The organism is Ruegeria sp. R14_0 (assembly GCF_017743975.1).
In the GTDB taxonomy this organism is placed as follows: Bacteria; Pseudomonadota; Alphaproteobacteria; order Rhodobacterales; family Rhodobacteraceae; genus Ruegeria.
Map to the genome: position 1 here is coordinate 1 of NZ_JAGHRC010000014.1, position 21258 is coordinate 21258.

Consider the following 21258-nt stretch of genomic DNA (forward strand, 5'->3'; position numbering starts at 1 on the left):
ACTGCTTATGCTCACCCATAATCCCCAAAGGATACTGAACAGGCATCTCCCACCCAGCAAAATCAACCAGCTTACCGCCCAACTCAACATGCAAGTCGTACAATGGCGTGCGTTTCAATTCGGTCATGGCAGAGACCTTTCGTTAGCCCGTGGCAAAATACACCGCGACATGTGTGCCCGCATTTCTGAACTGGCGTAGATGGACACAAAGGTTCCCGGGACTGCGTAGCAAGTCAACAGGCATGAACCTTTGGTCATTTTTGGCCCCGAACAGAAGGTGTCGCAGAATTGAGTATGGGCCACTTTTGGTGGCTTTGTATCCTATAGGAAACTTTTTTCCGTTAGGCAACATCACTGATCGCGCGCCTTCGGCAAAAATGTGCGGCACAAAAGCCCAGCCAGTGCATCAAATTGATTTTTAGCCGCAATCTGTTCAAGGACTCTGGCCCCTGCCCGGAACCTGCCCTAAGACTTCGCGCAAGAGGGGACGCCATGGCACATATTACACTGGTGCGTCACGGGCAGGCCAACACCGCCGCACGAGACGAAGCAAACTATGACAAGCTCAGCGATCTGGGCCATCAACAGGCGCGCTGGCTTGGGGCGCATCTGCAGATCACACAAGCCTTTTATCCACGGGTTTTCAGCGGCACCCTGACCCGCCATGTGGAAACTGCTGCCAGCATGGGGCTGCCCGCGCCCATCCGCGATCCACGCCTGAACGAAGTGGAATATTTCAACATCGCAAAGCTTTACGAAGAACAGCATGGCGTCCCGGTGCCCACGGACCGCGAAGGCTTTGTCGAGCATCTGCCGCGCACGTTTGCGGCCTGGGCCAGAGGTGAAATCAAAGACACACCGGAAACGTTCGAAGAGTTCGAAACGCGGGTCTCGGACGCTTTGCGCGATATCGGGACCGAAGGCGGTCCGGCCATAGTTGTGACCTCGGGCGGCTTGATCTCGATGGTCGTGCGTCAGGCGATGGGACTGGACATATCGGCAATGGCGCGTGTGGCTCTTGCCATCATGAATACCTCAATGCATCGTCTGCATCCGATTGGGGCGCAAATGAGCCCGGTTCTGTTCAATGCTGTCCCGCATCTGGAAGCGCCCGACCGGCAATTCGCCCAAACGCACCTGTAACCGTAGCCCGGAGACCCCCGATGCAGCTTTACTATGCCCCCCGTACCATTTCGGTCGCAATTGCCATCGCGTTAGAGGAAGCGGGGCTGGACTATGAACCGGTTCGACTTGATTTTGCCGAAGCGGAGCAAACCAAAGCGGCGTACAAACAGATCAACCCCAAAGGACGGGTTCCGGCGCTGGTTGTGGATGGCGGTATCCTGACCGAAACCGGGGCTTTGCTGGAATACATCGCTGCTGTCGCGCCCAAAGCGGGCCTGGTGCCTGATGACCCGGTCATGGCGGCGCGGATGCGTGAGGTGGTGTTTTATCTGGCCTCGACCATGCATGTGAACCACGCGCATAAGATGCGGGGCAGCAGATGGGCTGATGAAAAGTCCAGCTGGAAAGACATGCAGGGCAAGGTGGCGCAGACCATGACCGAGTCTTGCCAATACATCGTAACGAACGGATTGCGCGGACCTTTTGTGCTGGGTGAGACAGTCTCGCTCGCGGATGCGTATCTGTATGTGGTTTGCAGCTGGTTGGAGGGGGATGGCGTCGATGTCTCGGCCTTTCCCAAAATCCTCGCCTTCCGCGAGGCGATGGAGGCGCGGCCATCCGTTCAGGCGGTGCGCGCTGCCGGGATGCTTTGATTAAAGGACTGGGTATGACACATCTTTGGGTCCGGGCAGAACAGCGCCCGAACGAGGAACGGGTTGGTTTGACGCCTGAAGGCGCGGCGGCCCTGATCGCGGCGGGCATCCGTGTGACGGTCGAGGAAAGCCACGTCCGCGCCATCCCAATTGACGGATACAAAGCCGCCGGGTGCGAGATCGCGCCTGAAAACGCCTGGCCCGAAGCGCCGCTGGACGCCATTATCTTTGGGCTTAAGGAACTGCCCGAGGACGGGACCCCGCTGCCGCATCGCCACATCATGTTCGGTCACGCCTATAAGGGCCAGCATTCCGGTCGTGCGTTGTTGCAGCGGTTCAAAGCCGGTGGCGGAACGCTTTACGATTTGGAATATCTGGTCGACGAGGACGGCCGCCGGGTTGCTGCCTTTGGCTATTGGGCAGGCTATGCCGGCGCTGCGGTTACGTTGAAAACGTGGATTGCTCAGCAACGGGGGCAGGAATGCCCTCCGGTCGGTGTTTACCCCGGTAAGGACACGTTGAACGCCGAACTGCTGGCCGAGCTGGATGCCACAGGCACCCGCCCCCGGGCCATCGTGATCGGCGCGTTGGGTCGCGTCGGTACAGGGGCTGCGGACCTGTGCGAAGCAATGGGCGTCAGCGTCACCAAGTGGGACATTGCCGAAACCGCCTCTGGTGGGCCCTTCCCTGAAATCCTCGAACACGACCTGTTCCTGAACTGCATTTTCGCACGCCCCGGCACGCCGGTTTTTGTGCCGCGCGAGGCGCTGAACGCCCCACGCAAGCTGACCGCCATCGGTGACGTGGCCTGCGACCCGGACAGCGACTACAATCCTGTGCCGGTCTATGACCACGCCACCACATGGGAGGCCCCCGCCCTGCGCGTGGCCACCGATCCGGTGATGGACGTGATGGCGATCGACAACCTGCCCTCGATGCTGCCGGTCGAAAGCTCGCAGGATTACGCGGCGCAATTGCTGCCCTCGCTGCTGACTCTGACCGATCTGGACAGCGGCGTCTGGGGCCGGGCAGACGCAACCTACAAAACCCATATCGAAGGACTCTGAGCGATGACGATTCACTGGTGTGGCACCGGCCTGTCGGCCATCCCCGGCCTGCGCCGTCTGATCGAAGGCGGGCATAAGGTCACCGTCTGGAACCGGACGATCGAAAAGGCCAAGGCCGAGGTCGGAGACTTGACCGACGACATCCGCGCCTTTGACATCGACGATTTGGGTGAAGTTCTGGCGAAAGGCGATGTGATCGTATCCATGCTGCCGGGCGACTGGCACGTGCCGCTGGCCGAACTGGCAATCTCGAAAGAGGCCAACTTTGTCTCGTCCTCCTACATTGCACCTGAAATGCGTGCGCTGGACGACAAGGCGCGCGACGCCGGTGTGGCGCTGGTCAATGAGGTCGGGCTGGACCCCGGCATTGACCACCTGATGGCGCATGCTCTGGTCGCAGACTACCGCGCGTCGGATGCGTTTGATCCGCAGAACCACCTGAGCTTTATCTCGTATTGCGGCGGCATCCCGAAAAACCCGAACCCGTTCCGGTACAAATTCAGCTGGTCGCCATTGGGTGTGCTCAAGGCTCTGCGCTCGCCGTCGAAATCGATCCGCGATTATGCCCCGCTGGACGTCGCCCGCCCATGGGATGCGATCAGCAGCTATATCGCGCCGCTGCCGACACCAGAAAGCTTTGAGGTCTATCCAAACCGCGACTCGCTGCCGTTCATGGCTGAATACCAGTTCGAGGACCATTGGACCGTCAAGGAATTCGTCCGCGGCACCCTGCGCCTTAACGGATGGGCGGATGCGTGGTCGGACGTATTCCGGGACATCGAAACGCTGTCCGGGCCCGAAGGCGATGCACGCCTGAAAGAAATGTCAGACCAGTTCTGGGATGAAAATGCCTATGACGAAGGCGAGCCTGATCGCGTGGTTCTGTGTGTCGGGCTAAAGGCCGAAAAAGACGGCGTCGAGGTCTGGAACAAAACCTATGTCATGGATGCCTGGGGCGATGCCCGTGGCACAGCGATGGCGCGACTGGTGTCCATCCCGGTCTCTTTGGCGGTCGAGGCGGTCCTGAACCGCGCGATCCCTGTCGGCGTTCACGCCGCGCCCAGCGATCCGAAACTGGTACAGAGCTGGATGGCCGAGATCGACAAGCTGGCCCAACATCTGCAAGTCGTGGATCACCTCGGCTAACGCATCAAAAAAGCCACTCCGCGCTGCCGGAGTGGCTTTATGTCTTTGTCTTTAACATTTTCGCCTCTGTCGCGATGGGCGGTCGCCCGCCTTCAGATGTACCGTCGGATCGTATCCTCAAGGTCGCTTCGGTTTATGCCCAGTTCTGACAGTTCCTGATCGGAATACGCGTTCAAATACTGCGCGGCCCGGACAATATCAGCGCTGATCGCGCGAATGCGCATGGCGCGGTCGAACAACAGCAGGGCACTTTCCGATGGGTGCAGGTGCTTGGTGGGTGGGATGACGTCGAACATATTTTTTCCTCCTGATTGTATGACGTGAGCAAAATATGCTTGTCACTGACGGTAGGGTTTGCCGTGATAGACGCTGTCATATGCTCGTTGCTTGATTTCATCCCGCGGGACGCCGATATCGCGCAATTGACGATCACTCAGCGCCTCAAGTTCGCGCACGGTGTTTGCAAAGATCCGGCGGCGGAAATGCTCGGTCCGGGCTTCTGCATAATCCGCGAACATGGCGGCAAATACGTTGCGATTCTGGGTTACGGTTTGGGTTGCTTGCATTGTCTTCTCCTCCTGAATTTGCGTTGCGGTTTTGGTCACAACTCAAATAAAGGGATCCGATCTTAAGAAGAGCACAGCGCAGCATTAAGGTCCGTTAACCTTGTGCCGATGGCGCAAAATGCCAGAGATTTTGGGGGAGAGGGTCGGAAAAGCCCAACCGGTCGTCTGATAGTGAACGGGCCGCTGCGGTCGGCAGCGGCCCGTTTGAGGATTAGACTTCGTCTGGGTTTGGAACGATCAATGTGGGTATCTTCGAGCGCCGCAGCACACGTTTGGCAACCGTGCCCAGGAAGGTATGCGAGAAGCCGTGGTCATGTGCGCCCAGCACGATCAGGTCACAGCCCATCTCGATCGAACGCCTCAAGATCACCTCTGCCGGATGGCCATCCGTGACCTCGATCGAGGAGACCTGTTCGCGGATCTTGGCATCATCACCTTCGAACTGCGCCCAGAACTTGGCCTGCCGCTCGGCCAGCACCTTGCGCACCATTTCATGGCGACGCTGCGTTGCCGTTTTGCGGGCCTCTTCATTCAGGATGAACATATCCATCGTGATCTTCGCGTCTTCGGACAGAGGCTCATTCACATGCAAGACGTGAATTTCGGCCCCGGTCGCCATGGCGATGCTTGCCGCGTTGCGCATGGCATGACCCGAATTCTCTGACAGATCCGTCGCGAACAGGATATTCGTCACCATTTGTTTCATATCGTCATCCTTTCAGGTCAATATCCCAATAGCCTTGGAAGCCACAGTGACAATTCAGGGAAGAACGCAATGACAAAGATCGCGATCGTATTGGCAGCCGCGAAGGGCAGCGCACGCAGCGAGATCTGTTCGATTGTGATGTTCGAGATACCCGAAGCGATGAACAGGTTCTCACCCAGCGGCGGCGTCTGGAAGCCAATGCCCAGCGTACAGACCATCACTACACCAAAGTGGATCGGGTCGATGCCCACCGAATAGGCCACCGGCAACATCACCGGAACCAGGATCAGGATGGTGGCCAGCGTCTCCATGAACATGCCGACGAACAGTAGGAAGAAGATGATCAGCGCCCAGATCACATAGAGATTGTCGGTAAAGCTGAGCATCGAGTCCGCGATGATCGCCGGGATTTGGTTTTCCACCAGCAGACGGCCAAACACGGTTGCTGTGAACAGGATCAGCAGAACGCGGCCGGTCAGCCATGTAGTGGATTCAAGCGATTGGAACAGCGACTGCCAGGTCAGTTCGCGATAGATCACCACGCCCACAACCAGGGTATAGAAGATCGCAACGATAGCAGCTTCGGTCGGGGTGAAGAAGCCGGTGTAGATGCCGCCCAGGATCACCAAAGGTGCCATCAGCGACCAGAACCCACGGTACATCTCGCATCCCACATGACGGATCGACCAACCTTCGGATACACCTTTGTATCCCCGCTTCTTCGACATGAAGAAGTTCAGGATCAGCAAGCTGGTGGCGATCAGGAAGGCCGGCACAAAACCCGCGATGAACAGTTTCGAGATCGAAACCGACTGGAAGGTGCCGAATTTTTCGACCGCTTCAACAGGTGGCGCCATACCGAGCGCGGCAATGCCGAAGATAACCATCGGGATGGAGGGAGGAATAATAATCCCGAGACCGCCAGAAGAAGCGGTAATCGCAGAGGCATAGCCGCGCTCATAGCCGCGGTCGATCATTGCTGGGATCATCAGCATCCCCACGGCCGCGGTTGTTGCCGGGCCCGAGCCCGAAATGGCGCCAAAGAACAGACAGGCCATGACCGTTGCAGCCGAGATACCGCCGGTGAACGGACCGGCCAGACTTTCAGCCACATTGATCAGGCGTTTCGAGATACCGGCGGCCTCCATAAGGGCCCCCGCCAGAATAAACGCAGGAAGCGCCATCAGTGGGAATGCACCCACAGACGTAAAGGCAATCTGCACGAATTTGATCGGGTTTTCGCCCAGGTACAGGAACGAGAACAGCGATGCCACACCCAGAGCAACCGTGATCGGTGCACCGATAAGCAGCAGTAGAAGAAATGATCCAAATAGGATTGTGACGATTTCGGATTCCATTGTTATTCCTCCCTGCCTCAGTCGCGCTTGGCTGCTTCGGTGGCAGCTTTGATTTCATCGAGGTCGATCTGATCAGGATCGTGGATGTCTTCACCTTTGATCAGGCGACGATAGTTCACTTGAATGATGCGGAAGGTCATCAGCGCAAACGCGATAGGCAGCACCATGTAGATGTACTTCATCTCGATCCCCAAGGTCTGGGATTTCCAGAACTTGTTCATCTTGTTGAAGACAAAGTCAGTCGCCAGATACAGGAAGTAGACGTTGAAAAAGAGCCAGAAGAGATCGGCAAACGCCTCGATGTATTTGATGTAACGGTGGGGCAGGAACTTGAACTGAAACGTCACCCTGTTATGCGCGCCTTTCAGGGCCGCATAGCTGGCACCGAAATAGACGAACCAGACGAACATGTAGACCGACAGTTCCTCGATCCAGCTGATCGAAAACCCGAATACTTCGCGGGCGACGATCTGTGCGAACAGCAGACAGACGAAACCCGAAAGTAATATGCGGCAAATGATACTCTCTATATTATTGAATATTTTCCAGAACATCGCGCTTCACAACTCCCTGTATGTGAAAAGAGCGCCGAAGCGCTCTTTCCCTTTTCGCTCTGCGGCGATTATTGCTGGACCGGGTCGCGGCCGATGGCTTCGAGAACCGTATTCAGTTTCTCGACACCGCCGATGGACTCGTAGAACTGCGGCCACACGGCACCAGTTGCCAGTTCGATGAACTCGGCCTCATCGTTCTCTGGATCGATGATTTCCATGCCTTTGGCGGTCAGCTCTTCCTTGATCGCAGCTTCAGAGTCACGCAGGAATTGAGCCGATGCCAGAGTTGCTTCCTGACCGGCTTCCAGAAGGATCTTCTGATCTTCTTCCGACAGACCCTGGAATACGGATTCCGAAACGATCAGCGGTTCGATCGAGAAGATGTAACGCAGGTTGGTTACGTGGTCCTGGACCTCGTAGAACTTCATTGCGTTGATGGTCAGGTATGGGTTGTCCTGACCGTCGACAACTTTGGTCTGCAGACCGGTGAAGGTTTCCGACCAAGCCATCGGCGTCGGGTTAATGCCCCAGGCCTTGTAGGTTTCGATCATGATTTCGTTCTTGGGAACGCGGATGATCAGGTCTTGCAGGTCGGCAACCGAGCTAACCGGCTTTTTCGAATTGGTCAGACGACGGAAACCAGTGTAGGTCCAGCCGATGATGCGCACACCTGCGTCACGAATGGTGTTTTCCACTAGTTCCTGACCGATCGGGCCCTGGGTCAGCGTTTCAGCATCTTCCAGCGACAGGATCACGTAAGGCAGCGTGAATACACCAACTGAAGGCGAGAACGGAGTGATGTTGTTGATCGCCAACAGCGACATGTCCAGCGTGCCGATGGCCGCTTCGTTGACGGTGTCCTGCTCGGAACCCAGCTGACCGTTCAGGAACAGTGTTGCTGTGTGCTCGCCACCCGACTTTTCTTCGAGTGCCTTGACGAAGGCCAGACCAAGAGCTTCTTGTGCGCTTCCTGCACTGTCGCCAACCGCGATCTTAAAGTTCTTCGCGTCTGCCGCGCCTGCAACCATCAGTGCCGCGACGGATACAGCCGCCGTCATGGTGCCAAGCTTTTTGATGAATGACATAGATGTCCTCCCAGTTTTCAGTTTTCGAGGAGCGCGCCGTTCTGGGGAGAGATGAACGGTCCGAATCTGCCTCGGTCCGGGGACACTAGCTTGTGGAAAGTGTTTCTATGTTGTTATTCTCTGCGCGATAGGTTTCATACATATCGAACCTTGAGAGTTAGGACGAAAATGGTTGCTGCACGCATCGCAGACAGCGACATCAGGTTGTTGCGCGTTTTCAAAACCGTGGTCGAAAGCGGTGGATTTTCCGCTGCCGAAGTCGAACTGAATGTCGGTAAATCTACAATTTCCAAACATATCACGGATCTTGAATTGCGGCTTGGTCTGAAACTGTGCAACCGCGGCCCTTCCGGGTTTGCCTTGACCGAAGACGGCGCCAAAGTGCTCGAAGCGGCCGATCACCTTTTGGTGTCCGTGTCGCAATTTCGAAATGAGGTCAACGAGATCAAAGAGCAGCTAGGCGGGACCATTCGCGTTTCTTTGTTTGACCAATGCGCTTCGAACCCTGAATCCGGCCTCGCGCGGGCAATCCACCGGTTCAACGAAGCCGCTCCGTCGGTGCAGCTTGAACTCTCGCTGGAACCGCCAAACGTGATTGAGACCCTGGTCATCAGTGGCAGGCTTGATGTCGGCATTATTGCCTTGCATCGGCCCTCAACAAGTCTGAACTACGCGCCCCTCTATGGTGAAAACATGTTCCTGTATTGCGGCAGAGAGCATCCGTTGTTCGACACCCCGGATCACGAACTCAAGACCAGCGATCTGCTCAAGTATAACTATGCGGGTCTCAGCGTGAACTCTCCCAACCTGATCGTAGGCCAACAGTTGGGTTTTCGCCGTTCTGCCAAAGTTCAAAACGAACAAGCATTGGCGATATTAATTTTGTCTGGTCGGTACTTGGGCTATTTGCCGGATCATTTTGCCCAAGAATTTGTCAACTCGCGCCAGATTCGGAGACTGTTGCCTGATGAAACAAAGTACCGCACGCGCTTCGCCGCCGTGACCAGAAAGAATCCAGAGCCAACGCGGGTCACCAAGCTGTTTTTGGATGTGCTGCTGAGCGAACACTCCAGTTCCTCCCGGCTTCGGAACCGATAGCATCGCGGCCGTTTCATCTGCTTTTGTGGGTGTAAGTTGTTCGAAGCCAAACACTGGGAAAAGCCCTGAATTCATACTCGCGCCAGGCCGTGTTTGAGGGCGCCATACTCTTGTGATTTCTTGCCAATTAGCTGGAGTCCTCTCGATTCTGACATACATGCGCTTCATCCGCATGAGGCAGAATGATGATCGACGACGAACCGCAATCCGTAACCTATTACGATGAACACGACATCTGGACACTGGACCCCACTCCGGCTGACCAGCAGGTTTATGATGCCTTCGCCGTAGGCGTGGTTGATTTGCTGCAACTGTTGGACGACAACAAGACAATGCTGTCACGAGACTTGTACGCAAGGCTCTTCGCTTCACTGCGCCACTTGTCGCGTGTTCTTGGGGAATACGAAGACGGTTGGAAGCAAGAGTAACCTGGGTTGCTATCAGCAACTCAGCGTCAGAAGCCTGTTTAAGGTGTGTAGCGATTGATCTTTGTGGATCGATTGAAGTCTGAACGGGTTGTTGTTAGATTTTCAGACGTTGGTTTTGTGAGTAGGATTTGAACCTGGGGCCTTTGGGTTATGGTTTGAAGGGACTGTGCCCGCCTTGGGGCCGTGAACGCGCTGATAACGACGAGGTGAGATCGTAAAGCAAACAGTCCAGTGGACTGTTTGTAGATCGAACGGTCTGTTTGGATTTTGGTTGCGGGGGTAGGATTTGAACCTCTGACCTTCAGGTTTTGGGCCTGACGAGGTGAAGACGTTAAGCAATTGATCTTTGTGGATCAATTGTAGTCTGAACGGGCTGCTTTGAGATATTCTGACGCTGGTTGCGGGAGGGCGAAACCACCGTTATCGAACGCGGCTGAAGCGTCAGGTCTAAAGAAAAATGCTACCGGACTCTTTGCTCAGCGTTTATGCCCTTTCTGCACAACAAACTGCTGTTCAGTACGGTAATCCACTGGTGGACAGGATTGACGCGGAACTCATCGCGAACTTTATGATCTTCAGGCCGCATGTAGGTCGTAGCCTACCGCATTGAAAATTGCGCGCTCTCAGGGCATTGGATTCTAAACGTGGCCAAATAGTGGAAACGCGAAAGCGCCCTATGGTGCAGATCAAAGCCCAAAAGAATCTAGGAACTGGCGCGTTGTTAGATGAGATGGATGCTGAGCTGACGCTCATACTGGACCGACAGATTGCGCAGTTGGAGAAGCAGATCGAGCAGACCATCGCCAACATCAACGCTCTACAAGAAACACCTTTCATTTTATGATCCATCCTTGGGATCGGCCTTTTCGCCAGCTCAGTGCTGATTGCCGAAATACACAAACTGAGCCCTATGTCGGGAGAACAGACCTCTGCTTTGATTGGCCTCGCACCCATTGAACACGACAGCGGCGCACTGTGAAGCAAGCGAGCTAGAAAGCCTCTGCGGCGTGTGATGTTCCAGACCGCTATCGTCGCACCCAATCACGATACGGTCCTGAAAATTCTCGCCGAACAATTTCGCGATGCGGGCAAACCTCAAGAATTCATCATAACGGTTGTGGCTCGCAAACTCACCAGCGCGCACGTAAAAGCCCGTCAGACATGCATTGCTCACAGCGCCAAAGAAATACAGTCGCTAGAAGCCTTCGAATAAGTATCTCAGCAAAAACGTCTAGATTGCAATATCGAAAAGGTGATTAACCGGCTGATATTATAGGTCGCCAGCAGTGATTGCGACTCTCCGAAAATCACGTTTTCACTATATTCTATTTTACTTCTTCCGAATAAAGTTCATTTACCACCTTTACATCACACTCGGCAATTCCTTGTGGTTTAAGCGGTACTGTTCCATAAGCGGGATTCCGAGACTCGATAGTGGTCAGGTGCGTTTCCTTAGCGAACGCATTTTTCCAATAGTGTGTGGTGGACTCAAAACAATAGTCCAACAGGTCCATGTGCTGTTGTTTGTCGAACTCGAATTGATCTGCGACCCCTTCCTTCAGATTTTTGTTGTTTATCTTTATGTACTTATCCCGATCAGATCGAGCATGTTCGTGGAAAAGTCCAATTATGTGAGCAAGTTCATGCACAACGTGGTTATAAGTACAAAGGTCGGACAGAAACAAGTTTCGCTCTTTTCCCTCTTTGAAACCTAAATGCGATTTACATCCCGCACTTCTCTTGATTATCAGAGCCTCATCTGGCAGATCACCCAGGTCCATTTTTTCAAATGTAATATCTGTTTTTTTCGTCCATTCTTTTGCTGCTTTGTTTACGTACCTAATCATCTTCTTGTCGGTAAAATTTTCTGCAAAGGCAAAAGGAATTACTCCTTTTGGCCATAATTGCTTATCGTCCCGCACTACAATCCCAAAACTCTCAAGCTCAACTCCAGAGTTTACTTGCTCCATAACTTCTTCGACGGTTCCGAGAACTATGTCGCCCCCAACGACGGCCAATCCATCTTCCGTCACCCAAAATTCTAGGGTATCTCCATTCTCCAGAGGAACACTTTCCCGAATCATGTTCACATCTTCGAATCCAATTCCATCAGAGTAACCCTCTGGCTCGTTAACTTTGTTTTGTTGAGAAAATGCTATGTTAGGAAGCTGTAAAGCAAACAAAACGGCAGCAACGAACGAGAATAAGTAATTGCAATTCATGATTCACCTATTTTGTTAATGGAAGGTAAACGTCATTTATTTCAGATATGTTTATCGGCTGATCTTGAATTTCTTTGATTCCGTCAAAAAACATTACATCCAATTTTGCCGCGCACTCAAAAATATTTAATTTTCCCCCGCCGTCTTTAGTTATTATCAAAAACTCTTTGCCATCACTGGAAGGCCTGTGAACACGCATCAGGTCATGCAAATCGTGTATCTGCACATTATTATCTAACTCGCAAAAGCTGCTCGGTTTCAGTTTCACTTCTTCAGTGCCAAACAATCGCTCTCTTTCTTGAATATCCAGAAGTAGCGACCTAACGGCGATTGCTGCGGTCGGATCCACCACTGAAATTATGTGCGTTTTTAGACCTATTTTCTCGGAGAAGATTTTACCAGTCGCAACCAAGCGGTTGCGGACATCCCTATCTCTATGTCTAGCCGGTATGAGAGATGCCATCTCCGCCGCTATGCGAGCGACAAAAGGGGCAGAGAAAGACGTTCCATTTGAACTCTTGGCAACAAAATCCCCTGAATTTTGGTCGAAACCAATTGATGGAACATTGCATCCTTGTGCCGCCAGCATGACCGAGTCCTCGGTATCAAAGTCCGACCACATAGCTAACTTGTCCGGCGCTTCCAATCCCGCGACAACTAGCCGATTTCTTCCCTCATCCAGCCCAATCTCTCCAACGTGTGGGTATCGTGCAATAGCATTGATTGAGCTTCCCACTCTGTTGACACCCTGATTTTTGCCATTGCCTGCCGCAAGTACAATGATTTGGTCGGAATGTCGGGATATGGCGTTCTTGAGCCTATTGCTTAAGTCCTCATTTGTAAGACTCATTCCGAAACTCATTACCGTTACAGCCAAATTCTGCGAGTCTAGAAGCACGTCCGAAAGACGCTTCTGATGTATTCGGCGCCCCTGGCCCACCCTTGGTTTTTCTAATAAGTCAAACACTTCGACGAATACTTCGCTTTCAATGGGCAACCAGCGTTGGCCTGCAGCAACTGAGGCCACAGAAACACCATGCGAGTTTAAACCAAGTTTTATTTCATCATCATCAAAGTAGCCTTTTGCTGATGGTTCAATTTTGAAAGGAAGCCTTTTTAGCTTTTCTTCCGTTACGTCTTCAGGCGCTCCGAAATCCAACACCGCAATTCCAATAGGGGAAGGCACTTCGCCTTCGGGTAGCAGCAAAAGTTGTCGCTCTCGTTCTGCGTTAAAGGAGTCGAAATCGAAATTCCAAAAATCCTCATCACCATTCTCGCAAAATTCCCCGGACAATTCGCCGAAGTGCTCCAAATTGCCTTTTATTTCAATTCCACTTTCGTCGAAACCTCCGGGCGTGTGGTCACTAATAGTTTTTCTTACATCCTCAACAGTCAAGTTTGGATCTATTTGAAGTGAAACTTCAATGGACTTCAGCGTAGTGGGCCGCCAATATAAACCGTTCGAAAAACTTACCGTTTCAGAATCTTCAACCGTTTCATTGGGTGCGTCAAACAAAACGTTCGGCTCTGCCGCTTGCAACCCAGATAAGTAACTCGAAGCGCCTTCGACTGCGCTTGGAAAGGTAACAGGTGCAATTGGTTGCCTTGGTTGAAAACCCGCCACATCATAACTATCCAAAACTTGTTGAATTTGCTCAGCCTCGCCGACTTCAATCCTTATCGTTCCCGGCGTTTCGCCCGGATAGCCTAACCATCCGCTAGCTTGACCTTGACCTATACCTTGAGAAAAATCTTGTCTCGGCATGGTTTCTGCCAATAGTCCCCGCCCAACCGGTCGGTATAGCACAGCACCAGAGTTATTTGTGTACCCTCCGAACAATGGTTGCTCTACTTCTAGACCGACGTCTGGGATTAAGTCATTTTGAAACTGACCGACTTCAAAACCGAAAAAGCCATCCAAGTAGTTCGACAATTCACTTGGCTGTAGGGCTTCGACAGATGCGACATCAGCAATACTGCGGTTGAAAAGTGTTGAGGCGGCGTTATCAGTGATGCCACCAGCTTCGTTAGCCGCTGTCACCTGCTCCCAGACTTTGTCCCCGTAAATCCAACCAACAGACGGTGGCTCAAAACTTCTATGTTCAAAGGAGTTTTCTGACTGTGCCAGAAGCGAACGTAGCCAGAATTCGTAGCCAAAAACAAAAGCATCAGGAAGTATCTCCGGAGTAGCAAATTGAGAGATATCTACTTGGTCAGCGCTGACCTGCGGTGCGGCATGTTGAACCGCGAAGTCTTCAAATCCAGCGCTATCGGCCTGATATGCAGCGCGAACATCCAAAAAGTCGGCCGCATAATCAAGAATATAGCCTGTTTCTTGCGCGGGCAGGCACGGGGGGAGCAATAAGGTCTGATTTCCTTCCTCTAATATCAGTTCGACAGCATCCATCCAACCGTCTACCGGATTGGAGCAATAGTTCGAAATCGCATCTTCGCGCGGTACATCTTCCGGATGCTCCACGGGAACTCGAGCGACGCCGGTCGCCAGAAGTGCGATCTCAGCCTCGCTCAGACCTTCAGAACCGTAGGAAAACACGGCATCGTATCCCGCGGACGTCGCATACTGTGAACTCAGAAGCAAAGCGCCAGAATAAACAAAGACAATTTTAGAAATGCGAAAGTGCAACATGGCACATAGTGCTCATTTCATGCCGGTAACAATCTTCGCCAAATCTTCTTGTGCTAGGTAAACTTGACCCTCAACGGGAGAATCCACGACGTCACCGTCAGGCGTCTCGAAGATTTCAACAGCTCTCACACATACATTGAGAGGCTCGTCGAACGTGCCGATTACTTCAAGCTTTTCAGTTCGTTTATACTCAAAGTTGGGTTTGGCACTCACCAAATCTGCAACTTTCGCTTCTCCACCAAGCTTTGCTTCGTCGCCAGCGCTTAGTCTGATATCCACACCTTTGGCTTGAATCGCATCTCGAACAAAATAATAGCGGCTTCCCGGTCTAGCTCGAATTTCGTCTTGAACGGCATCAAGATAGGCTTTTTCTTGCCTGTCTTCCATTTGAACGATCATTCCATCGGAGAATTTCATCGTAGTACCGCTGGACGACCCTCCGGATGCATCAACACCGGCTCCACTTGCGACTGGCCCAGCATCCGCCAGTAGTGACAGTCCAAATGCGGCGGAACGTGTGACGCTTGCAGAGTAGGTACCAAGCGCAGCGACGTCTTCAATTGTCTCAACATTATCGCGCCCATCCAAGACCAGGTACTCGGCGCCGGAGGCGTCAATCCGGAAAACGTAGCCGGGGCTATAGGCAGTTGAAGGCGTGACGCTACAAAGAAATCCTTTGGGTATGAAAGCCTCTCCACCCGGTGGGATCTTCGGAAGCTCTTGTTGACAAGCTGCAGCTGAAATTAACGAAATAAATGCAATAGAAATACCAAACTTCACAATAGTTCTCCCGCAACAATAGTATGGTGATATCACGATTTTTTGATTCTTTCAACTTACGGCTGTTTTCGCATACCCTGTCTATCTCAATACCAACTCGGTGGCGGCAGGATCGTTCACGGTGACCTTGCACGGCTCTACAATGCCGGGTTCGGCTTGATCCGGTCGCTTAGAGTAATGCGCAGAGCAGTTTTGAATGTGTTACGAAAGTGTTAGCGCACGGGTGCGGATTTTTCATTGAAGCCTAACGCAGGTAAACTGAGGCCACTTTTAACCCACCAGCCGTAATGGCTGGGCCGCAATCATTGGGAGAGAACGGGGCGGTTCTTCGTCCTGAGAGCACTCGATGGCAATGATCCTGACCTCTTTTGAGGTCAGTGTTTTGCTATGTGGAGTGCGCTCCCCTGCCAAACAACACGATCATTGCCTCGTGCGGTTCCTTAGGAAGGACCACTGCTTTGACGTGTTCGTCTACCAATCACAAGGGCAATCTGCCTGATGCCGCCTTTTCCAAATCCCTAACCGATTTAGTGCACCTGCTGGCCCGCGACTCAGCGCGGTCGGATTTTGCAACTCGCTGCAACAGTTGCAATGCGGAGGTGGATAATGGTTGATCTGCCGAATTCAGAGGATGCCGCTTATCTCAGCGTACGCGATGTCGCCGCGTTGTTTCGCATCAGCACCAAGACAGTTCGTCGCTGGATCAAATCCGGCAAACTGCCTGCAACTCGGTTGGGCCGCGATTGGCGCGTCGCCCGCAACGATCTGCATGCCCTTGCCAAGCAACGCGGCAATCAGGCGGCGGCACATGTTCTCTAAAACATTCACAATATTCACTTTTTTCAACGTTCGGGAAAACGGGGACACGAACTTTGGTTTCAAATTCACAGCCTTGGTTTCCCGAATGTCCGCAAGAGGGCCGCCATGGGACTGCCTGTCCTCAAATGTCCCCTTTTGTCCTTATCAAAAAACCAAAGAGGTTTATCGTGACTCATCACCAAGACATCCAACCCACAGCGACTTTGGCCGAAGTGTTGGAAGCGCTAAAGGCCAACCCGGACCCTGACAAGAAGCGTCAGCAGTCCAAGCTATCCGCGATCTCACGCATCAGCACATACTTGAACCGACCGCCATCGGACATTCCGACAGACATACCGCAGCTACGTAAGCTACTGGCATCGTTGCATCCGGCAGCCTGTGGTGTGAAGCCTAAAACCCTCAGCACGACCATAAGCGACTTGGCCAGAGCGTTGCGGTCGGTCGGCGTCGTGCAAGACGTGGAAGCCAAGTCTGGCCTGACACCGGAGTGGGACACATTTCTCAAGGCCGTAGTGTCCAACCATCAAGTTTGGGGCTTGATGCGTTTTGTACGTTTTTGCGGTGCCCGGTCGATCCAACCGGCGGAGGTCAACAGCGAAGTGGTTCAGGCGTTTCAGGCAGCCCTCGACGCTGTGCTGCTGAAGAACGAACCGGCGAAGCATATTCAATCCATGATCGACACGTGGAACCATGTGATTGGCAAACACGGTCTCTACCTTCCTCGCTTGGAGCGTTTGTCATCGGACCGCTATGTGGCCCGCCCGCTGACGGAATACCCGCAAAGCCTGCAAGTAGAGATCAAGGCCTATATCGACCGTTTAGCGCAACGCGATATCTTCAGCGATGATGGACCGGACAAACCTCTGCGTGAGACCAGCCTGCGCAATACCGGAGCACATCTGCGTCAAATGCTGGACACATTGGTCACTACGGGTAGCAACCCGGAAGACTTCACCAGCCTTTCTGTATTGGTCACACCAGACAATCTCAAAACTGCCTTTCTGGCGATGATGGATCGACATGAGAGCAATTCTCCACCGTCCGGGCTGAGCAATATAGCTGCAACCTGTATCGCGATTGGAAGGCACCATCTGAACGCGCCGGAAGACGTTATCAAGGCACTCAAAGCCATCCACAAACGGGTCGCTACGGCCCCGCGCGGTATGAGTAGCAAAAACGCAGAACGCCTCGCCCAGTTCAACGACTGGGAGAACGTGGCCCTGTTGCTAAGTCTGCCAGATACGCTGATGTTTCGTGCGAATGACAATCCAACCCGGCGCGACAGCGCTTTGGTGGCGATGCACGCTGCGGCACTGACCATCCTCTTGAGTTGCCCCATGCGTGTCAAAAACCTCGCGGGGCTTGATCTGGATAAACACCTGATAAAGGCTCGCTCTGGCACGCATACTTTGTATTCCATTCGCATCGAAGGGATCGAGGTTAAGAATGGCGATCCGATTGAGGTTAAACTGAACGCCCGCAGTTCTAAGCTGCTGCATCGCTACATCATGCAATTCCGACCGCAGGTGTCACTGACGGATGGACGAGCCTTGTTCCCACGCAACAACGACGGAAGGCCTAGAGCGCCCAGCAATTTTGGTGGTGAACTCACCCAGCGTGTCTTACGCGAGACTGGATTGAAGGTGCACCCGCATTTGTTCCGGCACATTGCTGCAAAGCTTTACCTCGAGAAGCGCCCTGGTGATTTCGAAACGGTACGACGCCTGCTCAAACATAAACGGCTCCAGACCACGATGGATTTCTACGCATCACTCAGCAACCAGTGGGCACATGACCACTACGACGAGGTGGTTCTTTCCAAATGGAAAGGCAAACCCGATGACTAGGACGATCCCTCTTGTTCTTCCTTACAAAGATTGGCCCCAGGCGGATAAAACCGCCTGGGAGGCCTTGTTCGCAACTGGTGACATCTTTGACGGAATGGGACCATGCGTTGATTGGTCTGACGGCAGTCGCAAAAAGAGACGCCAGAGTTATGGCTACTGGCTGTCATGGATGGAACGGCTTCAGCCAACGCTCTTAGAACGTCGGCCAACGGACCGCATCACCAAAGATGCGGTGCGTGCTTTTTTGGAAGAGGCTGAGACGCGCGTTGGCGCTATCACACTTAAAAATCTGGTAAGTGACCTGTACGTTCTTGCAGCAGCCATCCAACCCACCGGCAATTGGGGCTGGCTGAACCGACTTTTCAACCGCTTAAATCATCGCGCGGACCACAAGAGTCTCCCTAAACCGGTGCCAATTTCAGCAAATGAGGTTTTGGGCAGAAGCCCCCTATGCTTGGAAGACATCGAGGACGATCCTTCGCTCAACGACTTGAAGCGTGCAATTCACTTCCGCCAAGCATTGATGATAGCCTTTCTCGTTTCGCGCCCGGTGCGTCGGCGTGCCTTGTTGGCGATGACAGAAGATCAGCATCTGCGCAAAACCAAAGAAGGATTCAAATTGATTTTCTCGGCTGAGGACATGAAAGCCAAGAAGGCCCGTTGGTCTCCTCTTCCTAAGGCCTTGGTCAATCCCATGTTGACCTATCTGGATAGGCATCGACCAATCCTGCTTGGGCGCAAGACATCCAATGCGCTCTGGATCAATCAATATGGCGATCCGATTACACCGGATGGTCCCTCACGCGAGTTACCCAAAGTGACAAAACGTCCATTAGGCGTTGAACTTCGACCCCACAAGTTTCGGCACATCGCGGCCACCACGATCGCCGAGACAGACCCGGAACACGTGGGCATCATCCGGGACATCCTGGGACACGCAACTCTGGATATGGCGGAGAAACACTACAATCGCGCCTCCGGCCTATCCGCCTGCGATGCATACCAGAGTGTCGTCAATCAACTCAAAAAATCCCGGCGGTGATATGCTTTGGTTCTTTGATGAAGAGGCATTGTGGGCGTCGGAATGAACACAAGTATCAAATGATCCTTGGAGATTCATTGTTCGATTGTCAGAAAGAAAGAAACACCTAGGAAGACACTTCCATCCGGTCTCTCCGACGCCCGAACCCAGCCTGTCTTATTTGACACCTACCATCAATACCTAAAACACTGATTTTGTTACACATGTAGCCTTCACGGAATGCCCAGTCTAATTGCAACTGTTGCAACGGAAAGTAAGGCTGCGAAGAGAACAGCGGCGAAAAACCATTGCAACAAGTTGCAATCGAAAGTGGAAGACACCGCCCGATCCATGCCTATAATGGGTTGGGCCATCTCGTTTCTCAGTCCGAAAGGCCCGACACATGCGCGCCGCCATCTGCGCCCGTTACTCCACCGATCTTCAAAGTGACGCCTCTATTGAGGATCAACATCGGCTGTGTCTACGCTTGATCAATGGCAACGACTGGCAAGAGGCGGAGACCTATTCCGACCGAGGGCTGAGCGGCGCGTCTCATCTCCGCCCCGGCTACCAGCGACTATTGGAAGACGCACGCTCCAATGTATTCGATGTCGTCGTGGCCGAAGGTCTCGACCGGATCAGCCGGGATCAGGAACATATCGCGGCCTTCTTCAAACAGATGCGGTTTCAGGGCATCGCGATTGTGACCGTGGCTGAAGGAGAGATTTCCGAACTGCATATCGGCTTCAAGGGGACCATGAGCAGCCTGTTTTTGAAAGACCTGGCTCAAAAGACCCATCGCGGACTTGAGGGGCGTGTGCGCAAAGGCAAATCGGCAGGTGGTGTTACCTACGGCTACGATGTCGTGCGGGACATGGGGGCAGATGGGACTATCACCACAGGGGAACGCCGGATCAATGAGGATCAGGCTAAGATCGTCCGGCGCATCTTTCGAGACTACAGCCATGGGCTGAGCCCACGTGCTATCGCTGCCAACCTTAACAAAGAGGGTGTTCCCGGACCCCGTGGCACGTGGGGCGCATCAACCATCTATGGCAACCACCAACGCGGCACCGGCATCCTGAACAACAAACTCTATATCGGGCGGTTGGTCTGGAACCGGCAGCGTTTCGTAAAAGACCCAAACACTAGCAAACGGCAAGCCCGCCCAAACCCACCGGAGGAATGGGTGATTGAAGACGTGCCCGAGTTGCGGATTGTATCCGACGAGCTTTGGAACGCGGTAAAGAAACGGCAAGCAGAGACGCGCAACGCCGCGATAAGCGACGGCATCAAGAAGCTGGGCCGCACCAAGCGGGCACGACATCTGTTTTCCGGCATGCTGACCTGTGGGTGTTGTGGCGGCGGCGTCATTCAAGTTGGCAAACACTACTACGGCTGCTCCACTCAACGGAACAAAGGCACCTGCGGCAATCAGCTAACAATCAAACGCACGGACCTCGAAGGTCGCGTCCTCTCCGGCCTAAAAGAGCAATTGCTGCACCCTGATTTGATCGCGGAATTCACCAACGCCTATCAGGAGGAGTACAACCGTCTTGCCGGGTCCCTTCAACAGGAACGGAGTAAAGCCCAACGCGATCTGACGCAGGTCGAGCGCAAGATCGCACATCTCGTCGACGCCATCAGCGATGGCATGTTTCACGCCAGCATGAAGGATAAACTGACAGTGTTGGAGGTTCGCAAATCCGAACTCCAAGACACCATCAATTCGGCGTCGAAAGAACCACCAGTTTTGCTGCACCCCGGTCTGTCCGATGTGTATCGGGAAGAAGTGACCAATTTGACCACGGCGCTGCACGATCCCTCGGCGCAAGCTGAAGCGACATCCATCATTCGCGGTCTGTTGTCAGAGATTCGATTGGTCCCGGAAGATGGGACATATACAATTGAACTCATTGGGGAACTGGCGGGCTTGATGGCGTTGGGAACACCCCAGAACGAACAAAGCCACCCTGAGGCGGCTTGTTCGACACTTTGTTCGACCGTGATGGTTGCGGGAGTAGGATTTGAACCTACGACCTTCAGGTTATGAGCCTGACGAGCTACCGGGCTGCTCCATCCCGCGTCAGTGTCAGATTTGTATCATCGTTAGAGAGAGATGTGGGGATTTTTCTA

Annotated in this window: 21 protein-coding genes, 1 tRNA gene and 2 pseudogenes; 12 read left to right on the forward strand and 12 right to left on the reverse strand. The window is 53.3% G+C overall.

Annotated elements, in window-relative coordinates:
* Nucleotides 1–127, reverse strand: a pseudogene (gcvT, locus tag J7416_RS22110) (glycine cleavage system aminomethyltransferase GcvT); the annotation flags it as partial.
* A gap of 365 nt (nt 128–492) precedes the next feature.
* Here gcvT and J7416_RS22115 point away from each other — a divergent pair.
* The 4 genes from J7416_RS22115 to J7416_RS22130 are packed head-to-tail and all read left to right on the forward strand — an operon-like array spanning nt 493 to nt 3991.
* A complete protein-coding gene (locus J7416_RS22115; RefSeq protein ID WP_209227861.1) occupies nt 493–1143 on the forward strand; it encodes a histidine phosphatase family protein in 651 nt (216 codons plus the stop codon).
* A 20-nt stretch (nt 1144–1163) separates the two neighbouring features.
* A complete protein-coding gene (locus tag J7416_RS22120; RefSeq protein ID WP_209227862.1) occupies nt 1164–1778 on the forward strand; it encodes a glutathione S-transferase family protein in 615 nt (204 codons plus the stop codon).
* A 14-nt stretch (nt 1779–1792) separates the two neighbouring features.
* On the forward strand, nt 1793–2845 hold the full coding sequence (locus J7416_RS22125) for a saccharopine dehydrogenase (protein WP_209227863.1): 1053 nt from the start codon (nt 1793–1795) through the stop codon (nt 2843–2845).
* 3 nt (nt 2846–2848) lie between these two features.
* Entirely contained in the window at nt 2849–3991 is a 1143-nt protein-coding gene (locus tag J7416_RS22130) for a saccharopine dehydrogenase family protein (protein WP_209227864.1), read from the forward strand.
* A 92-nt stretch (nt 3992–4083) separates the two neighbouring features.
* Here the strand turns inward: J7416_RS22130 and J7416_RS22135 are convergent, their stop codons facing one another.
* The 6 genes from J7416_RS22135 to J7416_RS22160 form a co-directional block, all read right to left on the reverse strand.
* Nucleotides 4084–4287: a hypothetical protein gene (locus J7416_RS22135; RefSeq protein ID WP_209227866.1), complete on the reverse strand. Its 204-nt coding sequence runs from the start codon at nt 4285–4287 to the stop codon at nt 4084–4086.
* Nucleotides 4288–4329: 42 nt separating this feature from the next.
* A complete protein-coding gene (locus tag J7416_RS22140) occupies nt 4330–4557 on the reverse strand; it encodes a DUF1127 domain-containing protein (protein WP_209227868.1) in 228 nt (75 codons plus the stop codon).
* Nucleotides 4558–4768: 211 nt separating this feature from the next.
* Nucleotides 4769–5263: a universal stress protein gene (locus tag J7416_RS22145; RefSeq protein WP_209227870.1), complete on the reverse strand. Its 495-nt coding sequence runs from the start codon at nt 5261–5263 to the stop codon at nt 4769–4771.
* A gap of 17 nt (nt 5264–5280) precedes the next feature.
* Nucleotides 5281–6621, reverse strand: coding sequence for a TRAP transporter large permease (locus J7416_RS22150; protein WP_209227872.1), 1341 nt, complete (start codon nt 6619–6621; stop codon nt 5281–5283).
* A gap of 17 nt (nt 6622–6638) precedes the next feature.
* Nucleotides 6639–7175 carry a TRAP transporter small permease gene (locus J7416_RS22155; protein ID WP_209227874.1) on the reverse strand — a complete coding sequence of 179 codons (537 nt, stop codon included), beginning with the start codon at nt 7173–7175 and terminating at the stop codon, nt 6639–6641.
* 68 nt (nt 7176–7243) lie between these two features.
* Nucleotides 7244–8260 carry a TRAP transporter substrate-binding protein gene (locus J7416_RS22160; protein ID WP_209227876.1) on the reverse strand — a complete coding sequence of 339 codons (1017 nt, stop codon included), beginning with the start codon at nt 8258–8260 and terminating at the stop codon, nt 7244–7246.
* 168 nt (nt 8261–8428) lie between these two features.
* Here J7416_RS22160 and J7416_RS22165 point away from each other — a divergent pair, with 168 nt between their 5' ends.
* From J7416_RS22165 to J7416_RS22185, 4 genes are all read left to right on the forward strand, one after another.
* Nucleotides 8429–9358, forward strand: a complete 930-nt coding sequence (locus J7416_RS22165; RefSeq protein ID WP_209227878.1) for a LysR family transcriptional regulator — start codon at nt 8429–8431, stop codon at nt 9356–9358.
* Between the two features lie 182 nt (nt 9359–9540).
* Nucleotides 9541–9786: a hypothetical protein gene (locus J7416_RS22170; protein WP_209227880.1), complete on the forward strand. Its 246-nt coding sequence runs from the start codon at nt 9541–9543 to the stop codon at nt 9784–9786.
* A gap of 676 nt (nt 9787–10462) precedes the next feature.
* Complete coding sequence (locus tag J7416_RS22175) at nt 10463–10630, forward strand: hypothetical protein (RefSeq protein WP_209227882.1); 168 nt, start codon at nt 10463–10465, stop codon at nt 10628–10630.
* A 168-nt stretch (nt 10631–10798) separates the two neighbouring features.
* Nucleotides 10799–10999 (forward strand): hypothetical protein, encoded by a 201-nt coding sequence (locus J7416_RS22185; protein ID WP_209227886.1) that lies wholly within the window; start codon nt 10799–10801, stop codon nt 10997–10999.
* Between the two features lie 112 nt (nt 11000–11111).
* Here J7416_RS22185 and J7416_RS22190 read toward each other — a convergent pair whose 3' ends face one another.
* The 3 genes from J7416_RS22190 to J7416_RS22200 are packed head-to-tail and all read right to left on the reverse strand — an operon-like array spanning nt 11112 to nt 15435.
* Nucleotides 11112–12008, reverse strand: coding sequence for a M12 family metallopeptidase (locus J7416_RS22190; RefSeq protein ID WP_209227888.1), 897 nt, complete (start codon nt 12006–12008; stop codon nt 11112–11114).
* 7 nt (nt 12009–12015) lie between these two features.
* Complete coding sequence (locus J7416_RS22195) at nt 12016–14655, reverse strand: S8/S53 family peptidase (RefSeq protein WP_209227890.1); 2640 nt, start codon at nt 14653–14655, stop codon at nt 12016–12018.
* A gap of 12 nt (nt 14656–14667) precedes the next feature.
* On the reverse strand, nt 14668–15435 hold the full coding sequence (locus J7416_RS22200; protein ID WP_209227892.1) for a hypothetical protein: 768 nt from the start codon (nt 15433–15435) through the stop codon (nt 14668–14670).
* Between the two features lie 606 nt (nt 15436–16041).
* Between J7416_RS22200 and J7416_RS22205 the strand changes: the two genes are divergently transcribed.
* From J7416_RS22205 to J7416_RS22890, 4 genes and pseudogenes are all read left to right on the forward strand, one after another.
* Nucleotides 16042–16254, forward strand: coding sequence for a helix-turn-helix domain-containing protein (locus J7416_RS22205; RefSeq protein WP_209227893.1), 213 nt, complete (start codon nt 16042–16044; stop codon nt 16252–16254).
* 167 nt (nt 16255–16421) lie between these two features.
* Nucleotides 16422–18101, forward strand: a complete 1680-nt coding sequence (locus J7416_RS22885; RefSeq protein WP_209227895.1) for a site-specific integrase — start codon at nt 16422–16424, stop codon at nt 18099–18101.
* Nucleotides 18094–19143 carry a site-specific integrase gene (locus tag J7416_RS22215; RefSeq protein WP_209227897.1) on the forward strand — a complete coding sequence of 350 codons (1050 nt, stop codon included), beginning with the start codon at nt 18094–18096 and terminating at the stop codon, nt 19141–19143. The genes J7416_RS22885 and J7416_RS22215 overlap by 8 nt, the downstream gene beginning before the upstream one ends.
* A 382-nt stretch (nt 19144–19525) precedes the next feature.
* Nucleotides 19526–20548, forward strand: a pseudogene (locus J7416_RS22890) (recombinase family protein); the annotation flags it as partial.
* Between the two features lie 57 nt (nt 20549–20605).
* Here the strand turns inward: J7416_RS22890 and J7416_RS22895 are convergent.
* Both J7416_RS22895 and J7416_RS22225 read right to left on the reverse strand, forming a co-directional pair.
* Entirely contained in the window at nt 20606–20941 is a 336-nt protein-coding gene (locus J7416_RS22895; protein WP_348540299.1) for a hypothetical protein, read from the reverse strand.
* A 190-nt stretch (nt 20942–21131) separates the two neighbouring features.
* Nucleotides 21132–21208, reverse strand: a tRNA-Met gene (locus J7416_RS22225).
* Nucleotides 21209–21258 lie beyond the last annotated feature (50 nt).